Here is a 25,290-nt window from a genome sequence, read left to right as displayed (position 1 = left end):
GCGCTCCAACGACTCTTGCACGTCGCTGAGTACGTGGAGGTCAACGGTTCCAATGTAGAACTGAAGCGGTCGGTGTCAGATCTCCGGCCCGGCCTGGTGGATCCTTGGGTGCTGAGACATGAGACGGCCGCTCGACCTGAGTTGCCCCGTGCTGCCCGCCGGGTCAATAGCCCGCGGACGCTGCTGCGGCTTCTGTTCCGGCCGGCGTCGATGTTCGTTGACCTCCGGAATCTCGGCGACACTCTGCTCGCAGAGGTGGGAGAGCCGACACCAGATTTGACCTCGCAATCAGTCAACACCGCGTACGAGGATGTCGTTCTGTGGCGGAACGTCAACCGTCTCTGGAGGTATGAGAGTAGCTCGACGTCGAACGAGATGCGTCCTGCGTTCCTGCACCTCCACGGCGGCGGCTTCTTCGCTGGGCGCCCGACTGGGCGAGATCCGTTGCTGAAGTACATCGCCGATCGCAGCGGCGCCGTCGTATTCGATCTGGATTACTCATTGAGTCCCGAATACAAGTTCCCGCACGCGGTCAACGAAGTTTATGCGGCCATCGAACATCTGTACCGCCATGCCGATCGCTACGGCATCGACCGGCAGCGAATTGTAGTCGGCGGTGGCAGTGCGGGCGGAAACCTCACCGCCGCCGCCATGCTCAAGGCTCGAGATCAAGGCGGCCCCCACGTGGCTCGGCAGGTTCTCATCAACCCGGCCCTGCTGCTCGGCAGATCTCGACCCCGAGGATTCCGTTGGCGCAAGGAGGATTACGACATCACACGGCAGACGCGAAAACTCACCGGAAAGATGAAGGATCCAGCCCGAAGCGTCCCGATGGCGGCCATGTCCAAGGTGTACCGAGGCGCTGAGCACGCGGACAATCCGTTGCTGTCTCCCCTGTTGGCTGCAGACCTCAGCGGTGTGCCGGCAGCACTCATATTCACCGCCGAGATGGACCCGTTGCGTTCAGAAGCCGAGTTCTACGCCGGTCAACTTGCGCGGGCAGGTGTTCCAGTCCGAACGATCCGATACATGGGAAGTACTCACACCACGCCTGCGCTGTTCGGGCACGCCCCACAAGCCGAAGCCATCGCACTGGAACTCGTGGCTGTGCTGTCGTCCCAATTTTAGTGTCGCAGCACCAACTTTGGGAAGGAAGAAGGATGGACGAACGACATGTCTTGAAGCGCCATGCGACGGAGTTGACTGACCAGGGATACACCATCATCGAAGGGTTCCTGTCACCCGAGCAACTTGCAGAGACCGAGAGTGCCGGGCTGGGCGTCACCCCGCATTGGACGGGATACGACAACAACGCCGATGAGGAACCTCCATACTTCCTCGAGTTCGCGGACTTTCCGGCACGAATTCAACGAAATGTCATGAGTCGGCGGCTGATCGATTTGATGGAGGATGTCATCAGCACCTCTGACTTGCGAATATCCTTGTCATTCCTATGGTTTCGCTATGCGGACCAGCCCTGGGAAGACCAAGAGCTACACAGTGACCTGATGAACAACTCGCTGGTCTTCCCAAGAAACGACAGTGGATACCGCCAGGTCGAGGGGATCCTCTACTACACCAATGTCACCGCAGACCTCAGTCCCACTTGTGTTTTGCCCAGCAATGTCGACACGCTGCGCGCAGGTGAGCCGCATCTTCGAGCGCGACGCGAGTATGCGCATCTGTACGAGCACGAAGTCACCGTCGAAGTACCCGCGGGAAGCCTGCTGCTCTACAACATGACTACTCTTCACCGCGGTAGTGCGTTCACTGCCGCTGAGGGACACCGTATCTCCCACCACTTCGTGTACCGCTCCTCTGTGTCTGATTGGACGCAGTGGCGGGGTTGGGGTGCCCAGGGCGCCAAGCCTGAGATGGCTTCGCTTCTCACGGAGATCGACCCCCGCGAGAGGCACCTTTTTGGGTTCCCGCTTCCGGGAGACCCTTACTGGACGACCGAAATGATCGAGGGCGTCGCCATGCGGTATCCCGAAATGGACATGGCCCCTTACCAGCAGGCGTTGATGTAAGTCCGGCCGAGCGCTGCGGAACGTCAAGGGCGCAATGTTCAGGAGGGTGCGACATGGCCATTGTCTCGGGTGCCATTGCGAGCGGATTCGCCGAGGTGCAAGAAGCGTTCGCACACAGCGACCTGGGCCGGGGCGGAGGCGCGTTCGCGGCGTACGTCGACGGTGTCGAGGTAGTGGACCTCTGGGCCGGGCAGGCCCGTCCTGACATCCCATGGGAGCGTGACACGCTGGCGACCGCGATGTCCGCGACAAAAGGCTTCGCTGCGCTCTGTGTCCAGATACTCGCCGACCGTGGCCTGCTCGACGTCGATGCGCCCGTAATCCGTTACTGGCCGGAGTACGGCCAGGCGGGCAAGGAGCGGACGCTCGTACGGCACATACTGAACCACACGTCTGGGATGCTGTGCTTTTGCGAGCCGGGAGACCTGCTCGACTGGTCCGGCAACGGCTGGGACGAATACGACGAGATCGCCCGGCGCATCGCCGCGTCGCCCGCGGTGTGGGCGCCGGGTACGCGTATCGGCTACCACGCCATCAGCGTGGGTTGGTTGATCCAGGAGTTGGTTCGCCGGGTGACCGGCATGACTGTCGGCGCCTTCTTCGCGAGCGAGGTCGCAGTCCCCTTGGAACTGGCGATTCACATTGGAACGCCGGAGGCAGAGCAGCGACGTCTGGCCGACAGCATCACCGAGGTACCTGATACGTCGGGAATCAAAAACAAGATCTTGATGGCCCTGGCCAGAAAGCATCTTGGGAATACACATTCGGCGATCTCTCAGGCTTTTGTCCGCATGCACGGCGGGACGCTCGCCGACCACCCCGACTTTTTCAACCTCCCCAGGGTGCGAAAATTGGAAGTCCCCGCCGCCAACGGTAGCGCCGACGCGCGCAGCATTGCACGGTTGTATTCCGCGCTGGCGCAGGGCGGCGAGGTGGACGGCCGCCAAATCGTGTCACCCGCCTCCATCAAACTGTTCGGGTCTGAATGCGTCAGCGGCCCAAGCGCTTTGTGGCCGGACAGGGGCGTGGCCAAGTGGCTCAAAGCACCACAGATGCGGTACGCCCTTGGTTACGAAGGCGACTTCGGCGCGGCACCGAAACCGTGGCGGTTCGGACCCACACCGGAGTCGTTCGGTCACCTCGGCGCCGGTGGGCAACTCGGCTTTGCCGATCCCATTCACCATGTCGCGGTCGGATTCCTGCGCAACCATCACACAGACTGGTCCGTCTCCACCAAGCTCGTCGAAACCCTTTACGCCTGCCTGTCCATTGATGATCGGCAACACCGCCCGGGCGGGTTGTGATCCGAGCCTGCTACACGCGCAACGTGTGTTACGCGCCGTTGCTGCGGAAGTGGTCGAGCAGCCGATGGATCAGCGCCTGGTTGGGAAGATAATTGTGGCCGACCGCGATGGTGTGATCAGCCCACGGCCAGTACTGCGTGGTGACGTCGACGCCCGCATTGGCGGCCCGTTCGACGAACCGTCGGATACCGTCCATCGGCACAAGCCGATCTTCCTCGCTGATCAGGAGGAAAGTGGGTGGCGCCTGGGGCGAAATGTAGGTGGCTGCTTGGACGGCGCGCAGGCGCTCGGGATGCTGCTCGACCGTCCCTCCGATGAAGGTTGCGACCATATCGCGTGTCGCGGGCCCCGTGAGCGGGTCGGGGTTGTCGTAGACATTGGCCGGGTCGACCGCGGGCACCGCTCCACCCACCGCACGCACGTTCGGCACATCACCGCCGCAGGCGGGGCTCAGCTGTCCATTCGCCGCCGCATACGTCGTCGTGATGGCGAGGTTCCCACCGGCGGATGACCCCCACACCGCGAGACGGTTCGCATCGGCACCGTACTCGGCAGCATGATCGGCCGCCCAGACCAGGGCGCAGCCGATCTGAGGCATCGCCGTATCCCACGTTGGATGGCTCGTGGTCGCGAGCGTGTACGCGGGCGAGACTACCCAGTAACCCTGATCGGCGAACCAACGGAGGTCGGCGGACACCTCCTTGGGATCACCGCCGATCCACCCGCCCCCGTGGACGTACACCACGATCGGCGCACCCGACGGCGGCTGTTCAACGCTGTCGCTCGGTCGATACATGTCCATGGTGAGGGGTGCACCGGTGTCGTCGGTCATGTACGTGACTGTCGAGTCTGGTAACGCTGTCTCGAGCGGGAGGGAGAACACCCTTGGCGTGACAGGGACGCCTGCGTCCGCGGCGATCCGCACCTGACTTCCAAAAACAACTGACGTTCCGGCGAGCGCGAGGACCCCTGCGGCGGCGACGATTGGTGCCAGCCGGCGGCTGCCGAGCAACCAGGCAGCCACCGCGAGCAGCGTGCCGACGAGGACGACAATGAGTGCTGGTCCGATGAGCGTGGGCCACACCAATGTCCCCACAGCGCCGAGGTAGGGGACCCGCGGGAGAAAGGTTCCGGCGGTCAGAAGGGCGCTCGGCGCGACGATCACAACGCTGACGGTCAGCAGAGGCAGTTTGAGACGGCGGCGAGGGCGCCGCACCGTTTCGCGAGTGCCCGAAGGCGATGCCTGCTCTCGTGTCATCGGTTGACCAGCCACTCGCCGAATAGGTTCCGGAATCGGGCAGAGTCTGTTCCTGGTTGCCCGAGCCCGAAACCGTGACTGCCCGATTCGAAGATGTGGGTTTCCACCGGTGCACCCGCATCCTTCCAGATCGTTTCAATCTTCTTAGCGTGCTCGACAGCGGGATCGGGGTGAGCCGCGGCGATGAACAAGGGAGTCGATTTCGGCAGTGCGCCGTCCTCCAAGAGGAAGCCGTAGATCGATGCGGCGAAGTCTGGACGTACGTCGGCGCTGCTGGCTTGGAGCACACGCAGGAGCGTGATCGCCCCTGCCGAGAAGCCCATCATGCCAACTCGATTGGGGTCGATTTGGTACTCATCTGCATTGCCAAGAATGACACGCATCGCCTGCATCGCGTCCGCGGCGGCAGCAGAAATAGCGGGATCGATTCCGGCCGTCACGTTGCCCAACAGAAAAGGAACGAGACGCCACAGCCGCGGGTTCTGGACCCGATATTTGAGGACGAACGCAGTGATCCCCCGCTGAGCGAGGAACTCGCCAACTTCTGTTCCTTCTGAATCCCAAGCGAGCGCTGCGAACCCGCCGCCAGGCAGGATCACCATCGATGCTCCGGTGCGTTTTTCGGGGTCTGGGCGGATCACGGTCATGGTCGGGTCGGACACGTTTCTGATCGTTGTGACCTGACGCCAGCCCATGCCTTCATCGCGTGTGCGAGTCTCCGCTGCTCGAACGCCGCAGTCGCCGGGAGGCGTGCCCATCCAGATCGGTCTTACTTCCCAGTCGGGGTCGTCCTCGGGTGCCGGGGATCCGTCCTTCTGCGGAAGTGGAAACTGAGAGAGCGCACCCCCCGCAACGATCACAAGTGCTGCGACTCCGATAAGCCACTTGCCTCGCCGCCTACCCTTGGTGCGCTTGTCAGGGCTCAGTTTGGATTCCTTCGGGGATCCGATTCTGTTGTCGTTCTTCACAAGCTTGTATCCCTCTCAGCGAGGTCGGCCTTGCGGATCGACGTCTGCATCCAACGGGTTTGCGATCACGCCAATGCACAGTCGAGATCTGCGTTGCCGCGCGGTGCGCGGAGACGCCGCCGACTCTCGGAAACTGGTCGTATGACCTAATCATAGGTCAACTGACCAAATACCCGCAACAAGCCCGCCAGGGCCGACCTCGCCGCATACGCGGGTGACACCCGAACCTGGTTCCAGACGAGTGTTCGCTGTCACCGAGGCACGCCCTGTCCATCGTTCGGTTGACAGACGAATCAGCCGTGAAGTCGTCGCGCGGAGGCGACCGGAGGGGCACCGTAGGGGTATGACTACCGAAGCGGTTCAGCAGGAATCCGAGCACCCGTTTCTCAGCGGAAACTTCGCACCGGTGCATGACGAGGTCACCGTCACCGACCTCACCGTCACCGGCACCATCCCGGACTATCTCGACGGGCGCTATCTGCGCACCGGACCCAACCCACTGCGGGCTCCCGATCCAAAGCATCATCACTGGTTCCTGGGCGACGGCATGGCGCACGGGATCCGGCTGCGCGACGGTGCGGCGACCTGGTACCGGAATCGCTGGATCCGGTCGAGCTCGGTGGCCCGTCAGCTGGGCGAAAAATGGGCAGGTGGCGCGCACGCCGGAGGATTCGACTTTCCCGCCAACACCAACATCATCGGCCATGCCGGCAAGACCCTGGTCCTCACCGAGGCGGGTGCACGGCCCTATGAACTCACCGACGAACTCGACACCGTGGGTCCGTCCGACTTCTGCGGCACGCTGTTCGGCGGATTTACCGCGCACCCCAAGCACGATCCGAAAACCGGTGAGCTGCACGCCGTCTCATACAATCCGCTGCGCGGAAACCTGGTGAACTATTCCGTCACCGGTGTGGACGGCAGGGTCCGGCGCACAGTCGATATCGCCCTGCGGACACAGACGATGATGCATGACTTCACTCTGACCGAAAAGTATGTGGTGCTCTACGACCTGCCGGTGCTGCTCGATCTGGCCGGCATGGTCCAGAGCGCTCCAGCGCGCGCCGCGGCGCGGTTGCTCACCGGATTCGCCGCCCGCCATGCGGTCCCGGATTTCGTACTGCGCGCAGCGATGCGCGGATCCGAACGCGCCCCGCTGCCCACGACGGCCATGCCCTACCGTTGGGCGCCCGAGCATGGCGCCCGGATCGGCCTCCTGCCGCGCGAGGGCGTTGCCGCTGACATCCGGTGGTTCGACATCCCGCCCTGCTACGTGTTCCACGCCCTCAACGGCTACGACCAGACCGCGCCCGACGGCGAGCAGGTCGTGCTCGATGTGGTCCGCCATCCCGCGGTGTTCACCACCGGTGACCAATTGTTCACCGATTCGATCACGTTGGACCGCTGGACCATTGACCTTCACACCGGCCGGGTACACGAGCAGCGGCTCGACGACTCCACCCAGGAGTTCCCGCGCGTCGATGACCGACTCACAGGACTGCCGCACCGGTACGGCTATACCGTCAGCCTCCCGTCGGAGCCGGATGCGGCGCCGGCCGCCATCCTGCGCCACGACCTGCGCGAGGGCACCACCGACCGTGTCGACTTCGGGCCCGGGCGTGAACCGGGCGAGTTCGTTTTCGTCCCGTCCGGGCCGGACGCCGAGGAGAACGACGGCGTGGTGATGGGATTCGTCTACGACCGCGCCGAAAACCGCAGCGATCTGGTGCTGCTCGACGGCCAGACCCTGGCACCCGTTGCCACCGTGCATATTCCGGTCCGGGTTCCGCACGGCTTCCACGGCAACTGGGTGGCCACCGAGGGGCCGTCGGGCCGTTAGCATCGGCAGATGACCGAAACCGGTCCATCCGCCACTGACTGGCACTGGATGTGGGAGACCTACGTCTGCGGACTGTGTATCGCGGCGATATTCGCCGTCGTCCTGCTGCGGCACACTTTCGGCGGCAATCTGCCGGTGGCGTGCGGTGCGCTCGCGTCGATGGTGGTGATCGTTCTGGTGTTCGGACGCAACATCATTCGCGATGCAAATCCGATCGCCGGTCCGGTGCGGGCACGAGCGGCAGCGTTCGTGGCAGTGATGATCGGACTGTGGCTCGTCGCGGTGCTGGCAGCACCCCCGGCCGTCGCGGCGATTCCGGCGCTCTACCCACTGATCTTCGCGACGCTGCCGCTGGCGGCGGCATTGACGGTGACCTTCCTGGTGACCCTGGCGCCGTTGGGCGTTGCCGTCGTGAGTCACGGGCCGGGGTGGCCGAGCCTGCCCGCGGTGGCGGCGGTGACCCTGGTGGGCGCGGTAGCGGCACCGATCATCGGCACCACGATCATGACGACCATGCGACAGCGGCAACAGTTGACGGAGACGGTCGCCGAACTGGCGGCCAGCCGGGCCCAGAGCGCGCGGCTCTCACGCGAAGCCGGGGTGGCCGCCGAGCGGGAACGGCTGGCCCGGGAGATCCACGACACCCTGGCGCAGGGGTTCACCAGCATCGTGGCGCTCGCCCAGGCGGTACAGGCCGAGAGCGACTCCGACCCGGCCGCCGCCGCCCGGCATGTGGAGCTGATCCGCAACACAGCACGCGACAACCTGGCCGAGGCCCGCACCATGGTGACCCGGCTGACGCCGGCCGCGTTGGAGGAGGGCACACTGTCCGCCGCGCTGCGCCGCCAGTGCGACCGCCTGGCTGCCGAAACGGGCATCGCCATCGACGTCCGCATCGACGACGATCTACCACAGCTCGGCATGGCCGTAGATGTGGTGCTGCTGCGCAGCGCACAGGAGGCGATGACGAACGTGCGCCGGCACTCCCAGGCCAGCGAGCTACAGGTGCGGCTACAACCCGACGTTGAAGGGGTGCGGCTTTCCTTGTCCGACAACGGCGTCGGACTGCAACCCGATCACCTCGAGGGGTTCGGTCTACGCGGCATGCGGGCCCGGCTGGACCAGGTGGGCGGCACCCTGACCCTGTCCACACCGGAAGGCGGCGGCGTGCGGGTCGTCGTGGCGGTGCCGGCATGACGACGGTCCTACTTGTCGATGACCACCCGGTGGTCCGTGAGGGGCTGCGCGGCATGATCGACGCCGAGGACGATTTGACCGTGGTCGGTGAGGCAGGCTCCGGGGCCGAGGCGATCGGGCTTGCCCACACGCTGCGCCCCGACGTCATCCTGATGGATCTGCGGATGCCCGGGATCGACGGTGTCACCGCGACCGCACGGATTCTGGCCGACGATCCGTCGATCCACATCGTCGTGGTCACCACTTACGAAAGCGACACCGACATCCTTCGCGCCGTCGAGGCCGGGGCCACCGGCTACCTGCTCAAGGACGCCTCCCGCGCCGAGCTGGCCCGCGCCGTGCGCGACGCAGCGCGCGGCAAGACGGTGCTGGCTCCCGGGCTTGCCGACCGACTGATGAATGCGGTCCGGTCGCCGGCGGTGACATTGTCGGTGCGGGAGGCCGAGGTACTGGCCCTGGTGTCCACGGGCGCCACCAACGCCGATATCGGCCGCGCCCTGCACATCAGTGAGGCCACGGTGAAGACGCATCTGCTGCGGGCGTTCCACAAACTGGGGGTGTCCGACCGCACGGCGGCCGTGACGACGGCGATGTCGCTGGGATTGCTGGGGTAACCCCTTGTCTGCTCGCGGGGTTAGTTGGGTGTGGGGATCAGGACAACCGCGCGACGGCAGCGGCGATACGTTCGTCCGTCGAGGTCAACGCCACCCGCACGTGCTGCGCCCCGGCCGGACCGTAGAACTCGCCCGGCGCGACGAGGATCCCGCGCTCGGCCAACCACCTGACCGTGTCTCGGCAGGCCTCACCGCGGGTGGCCCACAGGTACAGGCCGGCTTCGGAATGCTCGATGGTGAACCCGGCCGCCTGCAGTGCCGGCAGGAGAACCGCCCGACGCTGCGCGTACCGCTCGCGTTGTACGGCTTCGTGCTCGTCGTCGTCGAGTGCGGCCACCATCGCGGCCTGCACCGGCGTCGGCACCATCATCCCCGCGTGCTTGCGAACCGCGAGCAGTTCGGCGACCACGGCTGGGTCACCGGCGACGAAGCCCGCGCGGTAGCCGGCCAGCGAGGAGGTCTTGGACAACGAATGCACGGCCAGCAGACCGGTGTGGTCACCGTCGCAGACCGACGGATGCAGGACGCTGAGCGGTTCGGCTTCCCAGCTCAGGCCCAAGTAGCACTCGTCGGAGGCGATGAGCACGCCGCGGTCGCGAGCCCAGGACACCACCTTGCGCAGGTGGTCCAGCGGGAGCACCTTCCCGGTGGGATTACTGGGCGAGTTGAGATAGATCAGCGCCGGACGCTGCGGACCCAGCTGGGTCAGTGAATCGGCGCGCAGCACCTGCGCCCCGGCCAGCAGAGCACCGACCTCATAGGTCGGGTAGGCCAGCTCGGGGACGACGACGGCATCGCCGGGGCCGATCGCCAGCAGCGTCGGCAGCCAGGCGATCAGCTCCTTGGTGCCGATCACCGGCAGCACCGCATCCGGCGCCAGGTCGCTGATGCCGTACCGGCGTCGCAGCGCGGCTTCGGCTGAGGCGCGCAGTGCCGGGGTTCCCGCCGTCGTCGGATAACCCGGGGCGGAACTGGCGGCGGCCAGCGCGTCCCGGATCACCGGCGCCACCGGGTCTACCGGAGTACCTACCGAAAGGTCGACGATTCCGTCGGGGTGCGATCTGGCCAGAGCCGTGACGTCGGCCAGGGTGTCCCACGGGAACTCTGGCAGTGCCGCCGAACGACGCTGTCGCACCACGTCAGTCTCGAAGCCGGATTCGACTGTGCTCAGTCCTCGGCCTTGGCCGGAAGGTCCTTGATCGCCTGCGGATCGTTGTCGGTCTGGCCGACTTTGGAGGCGCCGCCGGGCGAGCCCAGCTCGTCGAAGAAGTCCGCATTGACCTGCGTGTAGCTGCTCCACTGGTCCGGGACGTCATCTTCGTAGTAGATGGCCTCGACCGGGCAGACCGGTTCACACGCGCCGCAGTCCACACACTCGTCGGGGTGGATGTACAGCATGCGTGCACCCTCGTAAATGCAATCGACCGGGCATTCTTCGATACATGCCTTGTCTTTGACGTCGACGCAGGGTTCGGCAATGACGTACGTCACTGATGTCTCTCCTGTCCAGTGGGCTGCTGGGCTCGGTGGTCGGGACTCTGATGAGTTCGACGTCACAGTATGCGTTGCCCATACTTGGACGCTCGTCTCAGTGTGCCCTAACTTCACGCGCCATCCGGTCAAGGGTGGCGCGCGTAGTAACTGATACTAAACGTTGCAGATACACCCCGCCTATCCCGCCCGACCGAATCTTTCGAGTCGCCCCATATCAGTCAATTAGTTGCCTAGGACCGTCGGTCCCACCTACTCTGCGGACATGGGGTTGACCTATCCGCACCTGTTGTCGCCGTTGGACCTCGGCTTCACCACGCTGCGCAACCGCGTGGTGATGGGCTCGATGCACACCGGCCTCGAGGATCGCGCCGGTGACACCGCCAAGCTGGCCGAGTACTTCGCCGAGCGCGCCCGCGGCGGTGTCGGGCTGATCATCACCGGCGGCTACGCACCGAACAAGACCGGCTGGCTGCTGCCGTTCGCCTCACAACTGGTGTCGTCCTCGGAAGCGCGGCGTCATCGCCGAATCACCGGCGCGGTGCACGACGCGGACGGCAAGATCCTGCTGCAGATCCTGCACGCCGGACGCTATGCCTACCACCCACTTTCGGTGAGCGCGTCCGCGATCAAGGCCCCCATCAACCCCTTCCGGCCGCGGGCGCTGCGCGATGTCCAAGGCACCATCGACGATTTCGTCCGTTGCGCTCTACTGGCACGCGAGGCCGGGTATGACGGCGTCGAGATCATGGGCAGCGAGGGCTACCTGCTCAACCAGTTCCTGGCCCCACGCACCAACAAACGCACCGACGCATGGGGAGGCACCCCGGAGAAGCGTCGCCGCTTCCCGGTCGAGATCGTGCGAAAGGTGCGTGAGGCGGTGGGCACCGATTTCATCATCTGCTACCGCATGTCGCTGGCCGACTACGTCGAGGACGGACAGACGTGGGACGAAATCGTGGCCCTGGCAAAGGAAGTCGAGGCTGCCGGAGCGACGATCCTGAACTCGGGCTTCGGCTGGCACGAGGCCCGGATACCGACGATCGTCACCTCGGTACCCAACAGCGCGTTCGTCGATGTCAGCAGTGCCGTGGCCGAGCACGTCTCCATCCCGGTGGTCGCATCCAACCGGATCAACATGCCGCAACCCGCCGAACAGATCCTGGCCGAGACGCACGTGCAGTTGATCTCGATGGCACGGCCCCTACTCAGCGATCCGGACTGGGTACTCAAGGCGGCCGAAGAGCGTGCCGATGAGATCAACACCTGCATCGCCTGCAATCAGGCCTGCCTCGACCACGCCTTTGTCCACAAGAAGGTTTCGTGCCTGCTGAACCCCAGGGCCGGGCGGGAGACGTCGCTGGTGCTCAGCCCGACACGTTGGGCCCGTTCCGTGGCCGTCGTCGGGGCCGGCCCAGCCGGGCTGTCCGCAGCGGTCAACGCCGCCCAGCGTGGCCACCGGGTCACGCTGTTCGAGGCGGGATCGGCGATCGGTGGCCAATTCGACCTGGCCAGAAGGATTCCCGGCAAGGAAGAGTTCAACGAAACCATCCGCTACTACACGACGATGCTCGACAAGTTCGAGGTCGACGTGCGCCTGGAGACTCGAGCCGGGGTCGACGACCTGGCCGGCTTCGACGACGTGGTGCTCGCCAGCGGGGTGATGCCGCGGCTTCCCTCAATTCCCGGCATCGATCATCCGAAGGTTCTCACCTACGCCCAGGCCATCACCGGAGCGCCCGTGGGCAAGTCGGTGGCGGTGATCGGCGCCGGCGGAATCGGCTTTGATGTCAGCGAATTCCTGACGACCGACCAGTCGCCGACACTGAACCTCAAGGAGTGGAAGGCCGAGTGGGGTGTGGCCGACCCCCAGGACGCACGCGGCGCACTCACCACTGCGCTGCCGGCGCCCGCCGTCCGCGAGGTGTATCTGCTGCAGCGCACCAAAGGCCCACAGGGCCGAACCCTCGGCAAGACCAGCGGCTGGGTGCATCGGGCGTCTTTGAAAGCCAAAGGGGTGCATCAGCTTTCCGGAGTGAACTACGAGCTCATCGACGATGACGGTCTGCACATCAGCTTCGGATCCGAGCGTCGAGACCGGCGGGTGCTCCCGGTCGACAACGTGGTGATCTGCGCCGGGCAGGAATCTGTGCGCGATCTCGAAGTGGACCTGCGGCGCAACGGGATCGAGCCCCACATCATCGGAGGCGCTGCCGTGGCAAGCGAACTCGATGCGAAACGTGCGATCAAACAGGGCACTGAGCTGGCCGCCGCGCTCTAGGTACATCTAGGAGCTGTTCAGCCGCTCAGTTGCGCGACGCACCGGTCGGATTCCACGAACGGTCGCAAGCGGTCGACCGTGACCGGCGCATCCCAGGCCGTCATCGCACCCTGCATCAGTCCGAGATGGATCGGGCAGATCACCTCTGGCCGCTCCCGCGCAATCTCCAGAAATGGACAGTGCCGCAACGTGATTTCGTTGCCTGCGGCATCGGACTCGGGGGCGAAGCCGAGGTCGTCCAACAGGCCCGTCAACTTCTCCACCGCGGTTCGGTCGGCCGCATCCGATCGGTCAGCCGCCAACCGCGCACCCATCCTGCGCCCCGCTGCACTGGTGTCCGCACCCGGCACCGCCTCCGCCGCGACCGATTCGGCCAATGCCTCCGCGAGCAACCGGTAGTGCCGCGGACCGCCGGGGTCCATGCCCCCAACGGCGGCGAACAGCTGCGGTGGGCGCCCGGGCTTGTCATGCGCCCCGGCGACGCGGCGGACCTGTTCCTGCTCGAGCAGGGCGTCGAGGTGGAATCGCACGGTGTTCGGGTGCACATCGAGTTGTTCTGCGATGGCCGCGATGCTCATCGGTGCATCAGCGTCGCGCAACACCGCCAGGACGTCGCGGCGTCGTCCACGGGGCGCGTTGGCTGCCCCGCCCGGCGAGCCCAACGGCCCGTTCTGCCCTGACGCGGTCACATTTTGCAGTTTATACAAGATTCGTTTGTGAAAACTGGGGCTCACCAGTACGCGACGATTCCCACCAACGTCACGCTGGAGTGGCTCTCGCGTCCGAGAGCCACTCCAGCGTGACAAGGCGGGTCGATCAGCAGATCAGGCCTGTTTGAGAGCTTCGATTTCGAGCGTGATGGTGACCTTGTCGCCGACGACGGTGCCGCCGGTCTCCAAGGGCATGTCGATGTCGATACCGAAGTCCTTGCGGTTCAGCACGACCGAGGCCTCGAAGCCGGCGACTGCGCCCTGGCCCATGCCGGGGTTCACGCCGTTGTACTCGAGCTTGAGGGAAACCGGCTTGGTCACACCCTTGAGGGTGAAGTCGCCGTCGACGATGTAGTCGTCCCCATCAGGCCGCACGCCGGTGGAGACGAAAGTAGCGGTCGGGTGGTTGTCGGCGTCGAAGAAGTCTGCGGAGCGCACGTGCGCGTCACGCTGCTCGTTGCGGGTGTCGATGGAGTTGACGTCGATGGTGGCACTGACCGACGGGGTGCCGTCCTCTGCGACGGTGACGGCGCCGCTGAACGTCTCAAAGCTGCCGCGAACCTTGCTCACCATGAGGTGACGGACCGAGAAGTTGATCGATGAGTGCACCGGGTCGATGGCCCAGGTGCCTGCGGTCAGGTCGGTGGCTACTGCTGCGGTCATGGTGTCTCCTTGGGTTGTCCGGCCCGGTCGATCCGGCACCTTCACTGGAGACAACCGGACTGCAGTCCGATTCCATTCCCGAATTTCAGAATTCTTCTGTCTTTTCTCGCCGAGCGTGCGTGTCTGCTGCCCGGCACGCCACAAAATCCCCCGCAGTTCGGGCACGCTCAGGCAAGCGCGAGCGTGCACGTGCGTGGGAAAATGTTGACGTTCAGCGGCGCGCCCACCTACAGACACGCACGCTCGCGGTGCAATCAGGCAGCGAGCGGCGAATAATCCGTGGTGCGTTGACGGGCGGGGCGGCCGATCCCCTCGGCGATCGCGACGAGTTCGGCCACCGTCTTGGCCGACCCGTTCTCGGAGCCGGCCATCCGGGAGATGGTCTCCTCCATCAAAGTGCCGCCCAGATCGTTCGCACCGCCACGCAGCATCACCTGGGTGCGTTCGATGCCGAGCTTCACCCACGACGTCTGAATCGACGGGATCCGACCGTGCAGCATGATCCGGGCCAGTGCGTGCACCGCCCGATTGTCGCGGTGTGTCGGCCCGGGACGGGAACCGCCGGCCAGGTACAGCGGCGAGGACTGGTGCACGAACGGCAACGGCACGAACTCGGTGAATCCACCGGTCTGGTCCTGGATGCCGCGGAGCACATTGAGGTGGCCGACCCAGTGCTTGGGAGTGTCGACGTGGCCGTACATCATCGTCGACGACGAGCGCAGACCCACCTCGTGCGCGGTCGTCACGACGTTGATCCACTCCGAGGTCGGCAGCTTGCCCTTGGTCAGGACCCAGCGCACCTCGTCGTCGAGGATCTCGGCGGCCGTGCCGGGAATCGACCCCAGCCCCGCCTCGCGCAGCGAGGTCAGCCATTCCCGCACCGACAAGCCGCTGCGGGTGACGCCGTTGGCGATCTCCATGGGCGAGAACGCGTGCACGTGCATCGACGGCACGCGCGCCTTGACGGCTCGCACCAGATCGGCATAGCCGGTCACCGGCAATTCGGGGTCGATGCCGCCCTGCATGCAGACTTCGGTGGCACCGGCGACGTGCGCCTCCCAGGCTCGGTCGGCCACCTCGCCGGTGGACAGCGAGTAGGCGTCGGCGTCGCCCTTGCGCTGCGCGAAGGCGCAGAACCGGCAGCCGGTGTAGCAGATGTTGGTGAAGTTGATGTTGCGGTTGACGACGTAGGTGACGTCATCGCCGACGACATCGCGGCGCAGCGAATCTGCCAGTGCGGTAACGGCTTCCAGCGCCGGACCATCCGCGGTGGCCAGTGCGAGGTACTCGTCGTCGCTGCAGCCGCCCGGATTGCGCTCGGCCGACCGCAAGGCGGCCAGTACATCGGTGTCGACGCGTTCGGGGGCGCGGGCGGCCAGCTCGTGCACCTTGGCGCGGATCGACTCCCAGTCGCCGAACGCGCTGTCCAGGTCGCTGCGGGTCTCGGTGAGCCTGCCTTCGGAGTCGATCGCGGAGTGCAGATCGGTCCGGCCCAAGGACTCTGATGCTTCGTCAGGCTCCTGCCATGGGCGGCCGACCGGATTGACGTCAAGGGCGAATCCGGTGTCGGGATCAGCCAGCGCATCGACGTGCCCGCGCACGCGTGGATCGATCCAGGCCGCGCCGGCCTGCACGTACTGCGGTTGCGCGGTGAGCCGCTGCACCAGGTCGTAACCGGCGGCGGAGGTGACGCCGGCCAGATCGTCCAGGGCGGGCCAGGGCCGTTCGGGGTTGACGTGATCGGGGGTCAGCGGTGACACGCCGCCCCAGTCGTCGACGCCGGCACCGATGAGCGCCAGGCATTCATCGCGGGACACCAGGTTCGGCGGCGCCTGGATGCGCATCTTCGGGCCCAACACCAGGCGCGTCACCGCGATCGTCGCGATGAAGTCGTCGATACCGGCATCGGGTGTCGACGCCATCGCGGTGTGATCCTTTGCCCGGAAGTTCTGCACGATCACTTCCTGAACGTGCCCGAACTCTTTGTGGGACTTGCGGATTGCGTGCATGGTCTCGGCACGCTCGGTCAGGGTCTCGCCGATGCCGACCAGCAGGCCGGTGGTGAAGGGGACGGACAGCCGGCCGGCGTCGTCCAGGGTGCGCAGCCGCACCGCCGGATCCTTGTCGGGGCTGCCGTAATGGGCCTCGCCCTTGTTCTCGAACAGGCGCCGGGACGTGGTCTCCAGCATCATGCCCATCGACGGGGCGACGGGCTTCAGGCGAGACAGCTCCGACCAGCTCATCACGCCCGGATTCAGATGCGGCAGCAGGCCGGTCTCCTCGAGCACGCGAATGGCCATAGCCCGGACGTAGTCCAGCGTGGAGTCGTAGCCGCGCTCGTCGAGCCACTGCCGCGCCTCGTCCCAGCGATCCTCTGGGCGGTCCCCCAAGGTGAACAACGCCTCCTTGCAGCCCAACTCGGCACCGCGGCGAGCTACGTCGAGAATCTCGTCGGGCTCCATGTACATGCCCATGCCCTGGGCGCGCAGCTTGCCGGGCACGGTCACGAAGGTGCAGTAATGGCACGTGTCGCGGCACAGGTGCGTGACAGGGATGAAGACCTTGCGCGAGTAAGTGACCGGGAGCCGGCCATTGGCCCCGCGCCGTCCCGCCGATTCCAGGCCCGCGTCGCGGACCCGGGCGGCGCTGGCACACAGATCGGCCAGATCCTCGCCCCGGGCCGTCATCGCGATGGCAGCCTCGTCGACGTTGAGGGTCACGCCGTCGCGGGCCCTCCGCAGCACCCGCCGTAAGGCCCCCGATGTAGTAGACGCGCTGGGCACCGGGGATACCGGTGGGACGGCCGGAGTGGGCAGATCGGCGCCGTGCTGGGAGTTCAGAGCCACTTCCGTGTAACCCCGCCGTTGTGCACGATCATCCACGCGTCTCACATTCTGAAACCGATGCGCCCGACATACCGGCCACAGTAGACCGTGCATGTCACCGCAATGCGAGGCCCTTACTGGACACACAACTTAAAGGAGCGACGAACGGGTCGTCGACCACGTAAGTTAATTCCGTCGGGAAGGGGATACCGGAGGAGTCGTGATGTCTGCAAGTGTTCGTTCGTATCTCGTGGCGGGAGCCGCCGCAGCCACCGCCACGGCCATCGCACTCGCCCCGGTACAAGCGGCCCCGGCTGACATCGCCGTCCCTGCGCACCCGACATCGACCGAGCCGCAGCTGACGCAGGCGATGGTCGATCTGCTGGCCGCCGCGAGCCGGATGACCGCCGCGGTAGCGCCCAAGGTGCCCACCCAGCCCGGCGCCCCCGCGCTGGGAGTGGCTCCTGCCGCCGCGACGACCGGTGACGTCAGCGTCCAGAATGCGGCCAGTGACGGCCTGATCTGGGCCTACCAAGGCATCCAGAGCTGGGTCGACTGGGGCGTGAACTACGCGTCCGACCTCGCCTACTGGGTGGGCGGCTGGGGAGTGCCCTTCGCCGGATTGATCGGCGCCCAGATCGATATCTTCTACTACGACCTGATCAGGCCGATCGCCGACGGCTACTTCTACAACTGGCTGGTTCCGGTCGTCAATGATCCGCTGAACCTCGGTGTGTGGTGGAACGGCTTCGTCGACACGGTCGGCGCCGCGATCAATGCCGGCGTCGACTTCGGCGTTCAGGAGTTCAACTACTTCTTCGGTTGGGTCTTCCCCCCGTTGCCCGGCCCGCCGCCGGGCTGGCCCTTCAACACCTTGGCCGCTACCCAGGACCTGTCGGCCGGACTGGCCGCACCCGGGGCCCTCTTCCCCGGCCTGCGCGGACTCGTCGGCGATGTCGTGTTGCCACCCGCGGATTTCGTGACCGATGCCGCGGTGAACACCATCAACGGCGCCTACAACGTCGTGCACAACGCGACCAGCTTCGCGGTCAACGGGGCTGACAATGTGCTCGATTCGTTGCGCCTGAACTTCCTCAGCCGGCAGCTCGACATCAACTACGACCTGGTCAGTGCGTTGTCGAGCCAGGGCATCGGCCTGACCACCGACCTGATCCAGGTACCGGACCGCTACCTCAACGATGTGTTGAAGGACGGCCAGGGGGTACTCGAGGCCGCAGGCACCGAAGCCCGCTTCGTCGGCGACAGCTTCAGCTCGCACGGCAGCAACGCGCTCAACGCCGTGGGCAACTACGTCGACGACCAGATCAACTACTTCACGCCCGGATTCGCGGCGACCGAGACGAGCACCGACGAGGTGACGGACGTTCCGACGTCGGTGCGCGCGTCGCTGCAGGACCCGGTTGATCAGGCGAAGGGCACGACGCCGAAGCTGACGAGTCCGGTCGTCAACCGCAACATCGAGACCAAGACAGCCGACAAGGCGACAGACGTGCAGTCGCGGGTTCAGACCCGGGTCCAGGGTGCGGTCGATGCCGCGAAGAAGGTCGGCGACGACACTCGTGACGCGGTGCGGACCGCCGTCAAGAACGTCGCGCCGAAGCCGAAGGCAAAGAAGGAAAAGACGGCGTCAGCCACGGATTCGAAGCCGAAGGCTTCCAAGCAGTCCAAGGGCTCCGACGACAAGGGCAAGTCGAACAAGGACGGCAAGAAGTAGCTCAGCGGCGGTGCCGCCATCGCAGCATCGCCACCGGTGGTAGCGCACCGGCGGCGATGAATATCAGCGAGCTGAAGGCCATCAGTCCTGGGCCGGCGAAGATGAGGTCTCCGCCCGGTCCGCCGAAGGTCATCGCGACGACGGTGGCCAGCCAGGTCCACAGTGGCAGCGCCGCCATCCGCATGGAGTCGGTCCAATGCATGGCCGCCCAAACGAGCGCGGTGTTGACCGCTCCGGCCGCCAGCGCGCTCACCGGGAACGGGACCGGTCCGATATATGTAGGCAACAGAAGTGCGCCTACGACGGCGGAGATGATGCCGTCAACCGCGAGCAGTGCCAGGACGATACGGCCCAGCACAAGGTCCGAGGGCGGGGTCAGGTGGGAATGCTGTCGAGCAGTCCGACCATCGAGCCCACTACCCACTGGTAGTTGTCAAAACGGTCCTGCCAGTGCTGCAGATTCGGATCCAGATCGGGGTCCATGAATGTCCCTTCGACGCTTCTGAGTGGCGAGCTTACCTCGTCCGGTTTTGGCTATTGCAGATTCAGTCCGGCCAGCAGGTCGGTTTCCCATCCACGCTCGTCCCGCTCCCCCGCATTACCCGACACCAGCACGTAGTGCTCCTCACCGAGCAGCGGCAGGGCGAGGTTGTTGGACAGCGCGAATCCACCCCCATCGGCAGCGACGGTGACCTGCGTCGCGTGTGCGCGCATCGCCGCGACCTTGGCGGGCAACTGGGCCGTCGCGTCGATGACGGCATCGATCTGGTCGTCGGCGTACCCGAAGGGAACATCCCCGACATCGATCCGGATCCACTCCTCTGGCACGTCGTGCAGGCTCTGGAGGCCGGCCCGCATCGCGGTGCTGGCCATGACCGTCCAATAGAACTTGGGCACGGTCCATCCGGCTGCCGCGACGGCCGCGGTGGTGACGCGGTGGGCCTGTTTGTGGTCGGGGTGTCCATACCCGCCGTCGGGGTCATAGGTGACGACGACGTGCGGTCGCTGGTCGTCGATGATCCGAACGAGTTCGCTTACCGCTTCGTCGAAGTCGGCGTCGATGAAGCGCTGTTGCTTGCGTGCGGGTGAACCCTCCATGCCCGAGTCCCGCCATCGACCCGGGCCGCCGAGAAACTGCGGTGCGCCGATGCCGAGCGCGCTCAGGGCCTCGGTCAGCTCGCCGATCCGGTATCCACCGAGTTGATCGGCGTAGTCGGCGGCCAGCCGGCCGTAGCGGTCGCCGATGACCTCTCCTTCCTCTCCGAGGGTGCACGTCACCACACGGACGTCGGCACCGCACGCCGCATAGTGCGCGATCGTGGCGCCGGTGGTGAGGGTTTCGTCGTCCGGATGGGCATGAACGAACAAGAGGCGGGGCATTTCGCTGGGCATCGTGATCGACGATAGCGAGGCACCGTTGGCCGCGCAGAAAGACGCGCACCGCCGCACGTCCGCGCCTACATTCACTCAAGTGACCCGGCGCGAGCTTGAGTTCGGCTGCAGCATCATCGTGATCGGGTTGTTGGCCGGCCTCGCCGGGATGGCGACGACGGTCCTCCTGCACTTCGTCGAACACCTCACCTATGACTTCACGTTCGGTTCGCTGCTCGACGGTGTCACCGGCAGCAGTCCGGTGCGACGAACGGTCGGACCGACGATCGGTGGGGCATTGGCCGGGTTCGGCTGGTGGATCCTGCGCAAGCATTACGCGGTCCCCGGACTGGCCTCGACCATCGCCAATCACCGGCCCATCCCTCGGGTTGCGATGACGCTCGATGCCGCGCTGCAGGTTCTGATCGTCGGCGCAGGTGCGTCCCTGGGCCGCGAGGGCGCGCCCCGTCAGGTTGCCGCGGTGCTCGGTGACGTCGGAACTTCACGGTGGGCGCTGACGCCTCGTGACCGCGAGATTCTGCTCGCCTGCGCAGCGGGTGCCGGACTCGGAGCGGTGTACAGCGTCCCGGTCGGCGGAGCGTTGTTCGCGATCCGGATCATGATGCACACGTGGCACCCGCGAGCCGTCGGCGCCGCATTGATCACCTCGGCGCTCGCCGTCGCGGTGGCTTCACCGGTGACACATGTGCGGGCGCCGCTCGATTGGCCGCAACCCGAACTGTCGTATCTACTCACGGCCTTCGCCTTGGTGCTGGCGCCGCTGGCATTCGCGGTGGGGGCGGCGTTCAACCGGATCATGGCCATGGCGCGGCCCGCTGTTCCGGTCACGTCGTGGCTCGTCATTCCCGGCGTTGCCGCGGCGGGTCTGCTGGTGGGCCTGGGTTCGGTGTGGTTGCCGGAGCTGCCGGGCAACGGCAAGAGCATCCTCACGGTCAGCCTGAACAGTGCCCTGACGGTAGGCGCGGCGGCGGCGATACTGCTGCTGAAGCCGATCCTGACGGCGGTCTTTCTGCGCGCCGGCGCGGTGGGCGGCATGCTCACGCCGGCGTTGGCGACCGGCGCCGCCCTCGGTTCCCTGATCGCCCTCACGATCAACACCTGGACCGAACAGACGGTGAGCGTTGCCGCCGTGTCATTGACCTGTGCCGCCGGAGTGCTCGCAGTGACACAGCGCGCGCCGATCTGGGCTGCACTGTTCGTGTGGGAACTGGCGCGGCCGCCGTACTGGGTACTGCTGCCCTTCCTCGCGGCGGCGCTGGCCGCACACGGACTCCAATCGCTCGTCCAGCGGCGCCACAACGTAATGGTCGACTAACCAGACCGGGCAAACCTCGCAACGAAATCCGTCGTTCTTGAAACTGACTGAGACTGCCACTTAGTTGCCGACGCAAGCACGCTGCGAATACCGAGACCGGTGGTCCCATTAGCGTCCGGCGTCACATGGAGACCGCCTGCGTTTTACAGATCACACTGGAATGTCCACTGTGTGCGCGCTAACTTCACAGCCGACGTCCAGGCGACATTACCGCTGGGTAACCTAGCCGCGCCCACCGTCGAATGCTTCGCTGGCAATCAGTAGGCAGGCCCTGTCATAAGTTTGCTGTAGACGGCACCACATTCGCCGCAATATCGCTACACCGGGTATCGCAACCATGGGACGCGACCTCGGGAAATAGGGACTACCAGCAATATCCCAGATACCCCGCGTTCATTTGCGGGACGGCACACGGGTTCCGATGAGCTGAAAATTGGTTAAGAAAATTTGCAGACAACCGAACTTACTGTGAGGTAACTTCTGCGCCGACGTTAGTTACGCTCCCGTAAGGAGATCCAATGCAATTCGCTTCCCGGTCATACCTGGCCGCGGGCGTGGCACTCGTGGGTGCCAGCGCCATCGCAGTCAGTCCGATGGCTCCGTCCGCCCCCCCGGTGCATGTACCCGTCGCCCTGACCGCCGCCGTGGACAACCCACTGACTGTCTTCGAGCCGGTGGCGGCCGCCACGCAGACAATGATCAGCAACATCATCGAACGCCAGACCACCAATCCGGCCCCGATCCCGCTCCAGCTCATCGACAACGCGGTCGGCGGCTACCAGGCGTTCATGAGCACGCCCCCGGCTTGGCAGATCGCCCAGGTTCTCGCCGGCGGAGTCATCGCGGCCCAGAACTTCGGACCGAATCTTGCCGCGCTCGGCGAAACCACGTCTGCGGCCGGGACCGCGATCAGTGAAGCTCTCGGTGACTTGGCCGCCGGCCTGCCCGCCGGGCTGGAGGCCGCGTTCGCGAAGATCGCCGCCGGTGACGCCGGCGGCGCCCTCGACGGCCTGGTGCAGGATGGGATGCAACCCATCATCAACATTTTGATATTTGGGGTGACCCCGGAGATCAACGCCATCGGGCATGTGCTCAACATTCCGCAGCCCCTCATCGATGCCACGTCCGAGGCCGCACTCGGCGCAGTCATCGGACTGGCCGCTTCCACAATCGGCGTCGGGTACGACCTCGACGGTCAGCCGCGAGCCATTCTGAAGCAGGCTCTCGTCGGAGCTCAGGATGTGGCGAATGCCGTCGCTACCGGCGATCCGGTCAAGATGATCAACGCCGTCCAACACAGCATCGCCGACTTCGCCACAAGCGTGGTCTTCCAAACCGACGCGACGATCTCCATGGGCAACTACATCGAGGACTCCTTCGTGAACGCCCTCAAGCAGATCAAGCCCAAGCCGTTCACCCCTCCGACCGAGGTCCTCACCACCAAGGCACTGGTCGCCCCGGCACCCGCGGCGATCGAAGTCTCGACGCTGAAGGCGGAGCAACCGGAAGCCGCTCCAGTTACCAAAGCGGACAACGCCTCTGGTGCCACTGATGGCGCGGTTGCACCGAAGGCCGACGCCTCGGACGCCGCTGCCGGCGACGACACGACCCCCGCCGTCACCAAGTTGTCGACCAAGGCGCCGAAGGCTGCCAAGGGACAGCCGAAGGCGGACTCCGCCAAGTCCGTCCGCACCCAGGTCAAGTCGGCCGTCAAGAAGCTGACCGACGGCCTGAAGAAGGACAAGGCAGGCCCCAAGAAGAGCGCGGAAAAGAAGGCCGGGTCCTCCAGCGACTCCGCCAAGAGCTCCGACAAGAGCTCCGACAAGTAGCCCGCAGCAACACCGGAAGGCCCTCTCCATCGACACGATGGAGAGGGCCTTCCGCTTCTTTGGAGATTCTCAGCCTCCACTCAGATGTCCATGCCGCAGCGGTGCCCCAGACCCGCATCGACGCAAAGTGACGACCTCCGACTTTTGATTGCCCCAGCAATGACGTGGCGAACTCAGCGGAGGGTCTGCAGCGTGTGAGGCTGCCGGCCCCGGTCCTGCGCGAGAGCCCGGGAGACGGCCGTCATTTTGCGCGTGGAACGGCCGACTACGCAAACAGCAAGATCAAGAATATGAGCGGTGTTTCGCCTGACTTTCACCACCGCGCAGCAGAATCAGCGAACCAGATATATTCAACGGCCGTTGACTGCAGCTGCCGACGACATCGCCGGATTGTGGCTCGAGTCATTTTCAAGATCATCTAATCACCATGCTCTAGCAGCTAGTTGACGTTGCTCATGACCTCGTTAGCCGCCGCGGACCGTGCGGCGGCAACTTTTCAAAATCGCGAATTTGTAAAGTTACTCTCAGGTAGCTTCAGCGTCGTCGGGGATTGGATCCATCTAGAGGAGAAGCAATGCAAGTCGCAGCTCGTCCCTATCTCGCCGCTGGCGTCGCGTTGTTCGGAGCCAGTGCCATCGCGATGAGTCCGGTCGCTCCGCCGATGCCCGACATCACGGTTCCAGCGGTTTCGTCGGCTGAGGTGAACCTGTCGGCAGCAACCGATCCGATCCAGGCCTACGCGGATCTGTTCGCGAACACCCTCGCCAACGTGTCGGCCCTGATCGGCAAGGAGGTGACCGATCCCGCACCTGTCCTGCTACAGGTGATCACGAATCAGCTCACCACCGCGGGTTCGCTCTTCACCGCCTTGGAGGGTTCTGCCACCGCACTGGGCAATGCGCTGGACCCGTCGAACCCGTGGAGCATTCCGTCCCTGCTGCAGGCCTCTCTCACCGATCTCCTCGCGGGCAACATCAACGGCGCGGTGTCCAACCTCTGGAGCGCATTCCTCACCCCTGTCGCAGGCGCCGCTCTTCCGTTGCTCGAACCTGCCATCAACGCCATCAGGCAGCCGGTGCAGAACCTGGCCAATGTGCTGAGCAACCCGGCGATCGTGGCATTGCCCGCCCTCGGACTGATCAACGTGGTTTACCGGACGTTCACGGTGGCCGGAAACGTCGGTCAGGAGATCGTTGACTCTGCCACGGCGGGCGATCCGCTGGGCGTCGTCAACGCGATGCTCAGCGGTCCTGCCGTGATCGGGGATGCATTCCTCAACGGTGACGCACTCGGCGGCGGCGTGTTCGGCCCCAGCCTCGGTCTTCTGACCACGCTGCGGCAGGCCCGCGAGATGATCGCTGCCGCAATAACTCCGCCGGCGCCCGAGGAGGCGCGCACGGTCGCGGACACGCCTCTGAGGTCTGCGGCGAAGGTCGTGACACTGGATGTCAGCCCGAAGGCTGCCGCCGTTTCACCGGCACCTGACGCCACCCCGGTTGAGGCTGCACCCGCCGAAACCGAAACTGCCGCCGACGTTTCCGCCGCTGCGACGAGTCCATCGTCCAGTGTCACCACGCCGGTGGTGAAGGACAGCCTCAAGGCAGAGCCCGGCAAGGCCGTGTCGACCAAGCGGTCCGCGTCGGCCAAACAGGTCCGCGAGGGCATTCAGGGATCCGTCAAGAACGTCACCGACGGGCTGAAGAAGGCCACTGAGGGGCTCAGCGGCAAGAGCGCCAAGGCAGGCAAGCACACTGCGGGCAAGTCCGGCGGAGCGTCATCCTCGTCAGGCTCGGGTGCAAGCTCAAGCGGCGCAGCCTGATTCACCACCGATCAGTGGG

General features: G+C 65.3%; 20 protein-coding genes. 11 read left to right on the top strand and 9 right to left on the bottom strand.

Going from position 1 to position 25,290, the window contains the following annotated elements; translation table 11 throughout:
- Window positions 1–33: 33 nt before the first annotated feature.
- The 3 genes from ACZY08_RS20255 to ACZY08_RS20245 are packed head-to-tail and all read left to right on the top strand — an operon-like array spanning window position 34 to window position 3,334.
- Window positions 34–1,128 carry an alpha/beta hydrolase gene (locus ACZY08_RS20255; protein ID WP_463746397.1) on the top strand — a complete coding sequence of 365 codons (1,095 nt, stop codon included), beginning with the start codon at window positions 34–36 and terminating at the stop codon, window positions 1,126–1,128.
- A 32-nt stretch (window positions 1,129–1,160) separates the two neighbouring features.
- Window positions 1,161–2,030: a phytanoyl-CoA dioxygenase family protein gene (locus ACZY08_RS20250; protein WP_463746396.1), complete on the top strand. Its 870-nt coding sequence runs from the start codon at window positions 1,161–1,163 to the stop codon at window positions 2,028–2,030.
- A 53-nt stretch (window positions 2,031–2,083) separates the two neighbouring features.
- Window positions 2,084–3,334 carry a serine hydrolase domain-containing protein gene (locus ACZY08_RS20245; RefSeq protein WP_463746395.1) on the top strand — a complete coding sequence of 417 codons (1,251 nt, stop codon included), beginning with the start codon at window positions 2,084–2,086 and terminating at the stop codon, window positions 3,332–3,334.
- A gap of 28 nt (window positions 3,335–3,362) precedes the next feature.
- Here the strand turns inward: ACZY08_RS20245 and ACZY08_RS20240 are convergent, their stop codons facing one another.
- Together ACZY08_RS20240 and ACZY08_RS20235 are read right to left on the bottom strand one after the other, a co-directional pair.
- Window positions 3,363–4,499 (bottom strand): alpha/beta hydrolase fold domain-containing protein, encoded by a 1,137-nt coding sequence (locus tag ACZY08_RS20240; RefSeq protein WP_463746394.1) that lies wholly within the window; start codon window positions 4,497–4,499, stop codon window positions 3,363–3,365.
- Between the two features lie 89 nt (window positions 4,500–4,588).
- Window positions 4,589–5,254 carry an alpha/beta hydrolase gene (locus ACZY08_RS20235; protein ID WP_463746393.1) on the bottom strand — a complete coding sequence of 222 codons (666 nt, stop codon included), beginning with the start codon at window positions 5,252–5,254 and terminating at the stop codon, window positions 4,589–4,591.
- A gap of 649 nt (window positions 5,255–5,903) precedes the next feature.
- On the opposite strand from ACZY08_RS20235, the gene ACZY08_RS20230 reads away from it, so the two are divergent.
- Genes ACZY08_RS20230 through ACZY08_RS20220 form a run of 3 tightly spaced genes read left to right on the top strand, consistent with a single transcriptional unit; the run spans window position 5,904 to window position 9,211 of the window.
- Window positions 5,904–7,400: a carotenoid oxygenase family protein gene (locus tag ACZY08_RS20230; RefSeq protein WP_463746392.1), complete on the top strand. Its 1,497-nt coding sequence runs from the start codon at window positions 5,904–5,906 to the stop codon at window positions 7,398–7,400.
- Window positions 7,401–7,409: 9 nt separating this feature from the next.
- Complete coding sequence (locus ACZY08_RS20225) at window positions 7,410–8,597, top strand: sensor histidine kinase (RefSeq protein ID WP_463746391.1); 1,188 nt, start codon at window positions 7,410–7,412, stop codon at window positions 8,595–8,597.
- Window positions 8,594–9,211 (top strand): response regulator, encoded by a 618-nt coding sequence (locus tag ACZY08_RS20220; RefSeq protein WP_463746390.1) that lies wholly within the window; start codon window positions 8,594–8,596, stop codon window positions 9,209–9,211. Before ACZY08_RS20225 ends, ACZY08_RS20220 begins: the two co-directional genes overlap by 4 nt.
- Window positions 9,212–9,248: 37 nt before the next feature.
- Here the strand turns inward: ACZY08_RS20220 and dapC are convergent, their stop codons facing one another.
- The gene (gene dapC / locus ACZY08_RS20215; RefSeq protein ID WP_463746389.1) at window positions 9,249–10,349 is read right to left on the bottom strand and encodes a succinyldiaminopimelate transaminase; all 1,101 of its coding nucleotides are present in this window, start codon (window positions 10,347–10,349) and stop codon (window positions 9,249–9,251) included.
- 29 nt (window positions 10,350–10,378) lie between these two features.
- Window positions 10,379–10,702: a ferredoxin gene (fdxA, locus tag ACZY08_RS20210; protein WP_463746388.1), complete on the bottom strand. Its 324-nt coding sequence runs from the start codon at window positions 10,700–10,702 to the stop codon at window positions 10,379–10,381.
- A gap of 265 nt (window positions 10,703–10,967) precedes the next feature.
- Between fdxA and ACZY08_RS20205 the strand changes: the two genes are divergently transcribed.
- The gene (locus ACZY08_RS20205) at window positions 10,968–12,983 is read left to right on the top strand and encodes an FAD-dependent oxidoreductase (protein ID WP_463746387.1); all 2,016 of its coding nucleotides are present in this window, start codon (window positions 10,968–10,970) and stop codon (window positions 12,981–12,983) included.
- 17 nt (window positions 12,984–13,000) lie between these two features.
- Here ACZY08_RS20205 and ACZY08_RS20200 read toward each other — a convergent pair whose 3' ends face one another.
- The 3 genes from ACZY08_RS20200 to ACZY08_RS20190 all read right to left on the bottom strand — a co-directional run bounded on the left by ACZY08_RS20200 (window position 13,001) and on the right by ACZY08_RS20190 (window position 17,202).
- Window positions 13,001–13,672, bottom strand: a complete 672-nt coding sequence (locus ACZY08_RS20200; RefSeq protein WP_463746386.1) for a helix-turn-helix transcriptional regulator — start codon at window positions 13,670–13,672, stop codon at window positions 13,001–13,003.
- Between the two features lie 135 nt (window positions 13,673–13,807).
- On the bottom strand, window positions 13,808–14,356 hold the full coding sequence (locus ACZY08_RS20195) for a YceI family protein (RefSeq protein ID WP_463746385.1): 549 nt from the start codon (window positions 14,354–14,356) through the stop codon (window positions 13,808–13,810).
- Window positions 14,357–14,610: 254 nt separating this feature from the next.
- Window positions 14,611–17,202, bottom strand: a complete 2,592-nt coding sequence (locus tag ACZY08_RS20190) for a bifunctional FO biosynthesis protein CofGH (protein ID WP_463746578.1) — start codon at window positions 17,200–17,202, stop codon at window positions 14,611–14,613.
- 202 nt (window positions 17,203–17,404) lie between these two features.
- Between ACZY08_RS20190 and ACZY08_RS20185 the strand changes: the two genes are divergently transcribed.
- A complete protein-coding gene (locus ACZY08_RS20185; protein WP_463746384.1) occupies window positions 17,405–18,916 on the top strand; it encodes a hypothetical protein in 1,512 nt (503 codons plus the stop codon).
- Between the two features lies 1 nt (window position 18,917).
- Here ACZY08_RS20185 and ACZY08_RS20180 read toward each other — a convergent pair whose 3' ends face one another.
- Complete coding sequence (locus ACZY08_RS20180; protein ID WP_463746383.1) at window positions 18,918–19,340, bottom strand: hypothetical protein; 423 nt, start codon at window positions 19,338–19,340, stop codon at window positions 18,918–18,920.
- A 110-nt stretch (window positions 19,341–19,450) separates the two neighbouring features.
- A complete protein-coding gene (mshB, locus tag ACZY08_RS20175; RefSeq protein WP_463746382.1) occupies window positions 19,451–20,308 on the bottom strand; it encodes an N-acetyl-1-D-myo-inositol-2-amino-2-deoxy-alpha-D-glucopyranoside deacetylase in 858 nt (285 codons plus the stop codon).
- A gap of 79 nt (window positions 20,309–20,387) precedes the next feature.
- Between mshB and ACZY08_RS20170 the strand changes: the two genes are divergently transcribed.
- The 3 genes from ACZY08_RS20170 to ACZY08_RS20160 all read left to right on the top strand — a co-directional run bounded on the left by ACZY08_RS20170 (window position 20,388) and on the right by ACZY08_RS20160 (window position 25,271).
- Window positions 20,388–21,623, top strand: coding sequence for a chloride channel protein (locus ACZY08_RS20170; protein ID WP_463746577.1), 1,236 nt, complete (start codon window positions 20,388–20,390; stop codon window positions 21,621–21,623).
- A gap of 518 nt (window positions 21,624–22,141) precedes the next feature.
- The gene (locus ACZY08_RS20165; protein ID WP_463746381.1) at window positions 22,142–23,452 is read left to right on the top strand and encodes a hypothetical protein; all 1,311 of its coding nucleotides are present in this window, start codon (window positions 22,142–22,144) and stop codon (window positions 23,450–23,452) included.
- Window positions 23,453–24,026: 574 nt separating this feature from the next.
- A complete protein-coding gene (locus ACZY08_RS20160; RefSeq protein WP_463746380.1) occupies window positions 24,027–25,271 on the top strand; it encodes a hypothetical protein in 1,245 nt (414 codons plus the stop codon).
- Window positions 25,272–25,290: the final 19 nt, after the last annotated feature.

The organism is Mycobacterium sp. IDUB_9 (assembly GCF_055419505.1).
Note: the sequence above shows the minus strand (reverse complement) of the source record. Positions and strands in the feature narration are given on the sequence as shown.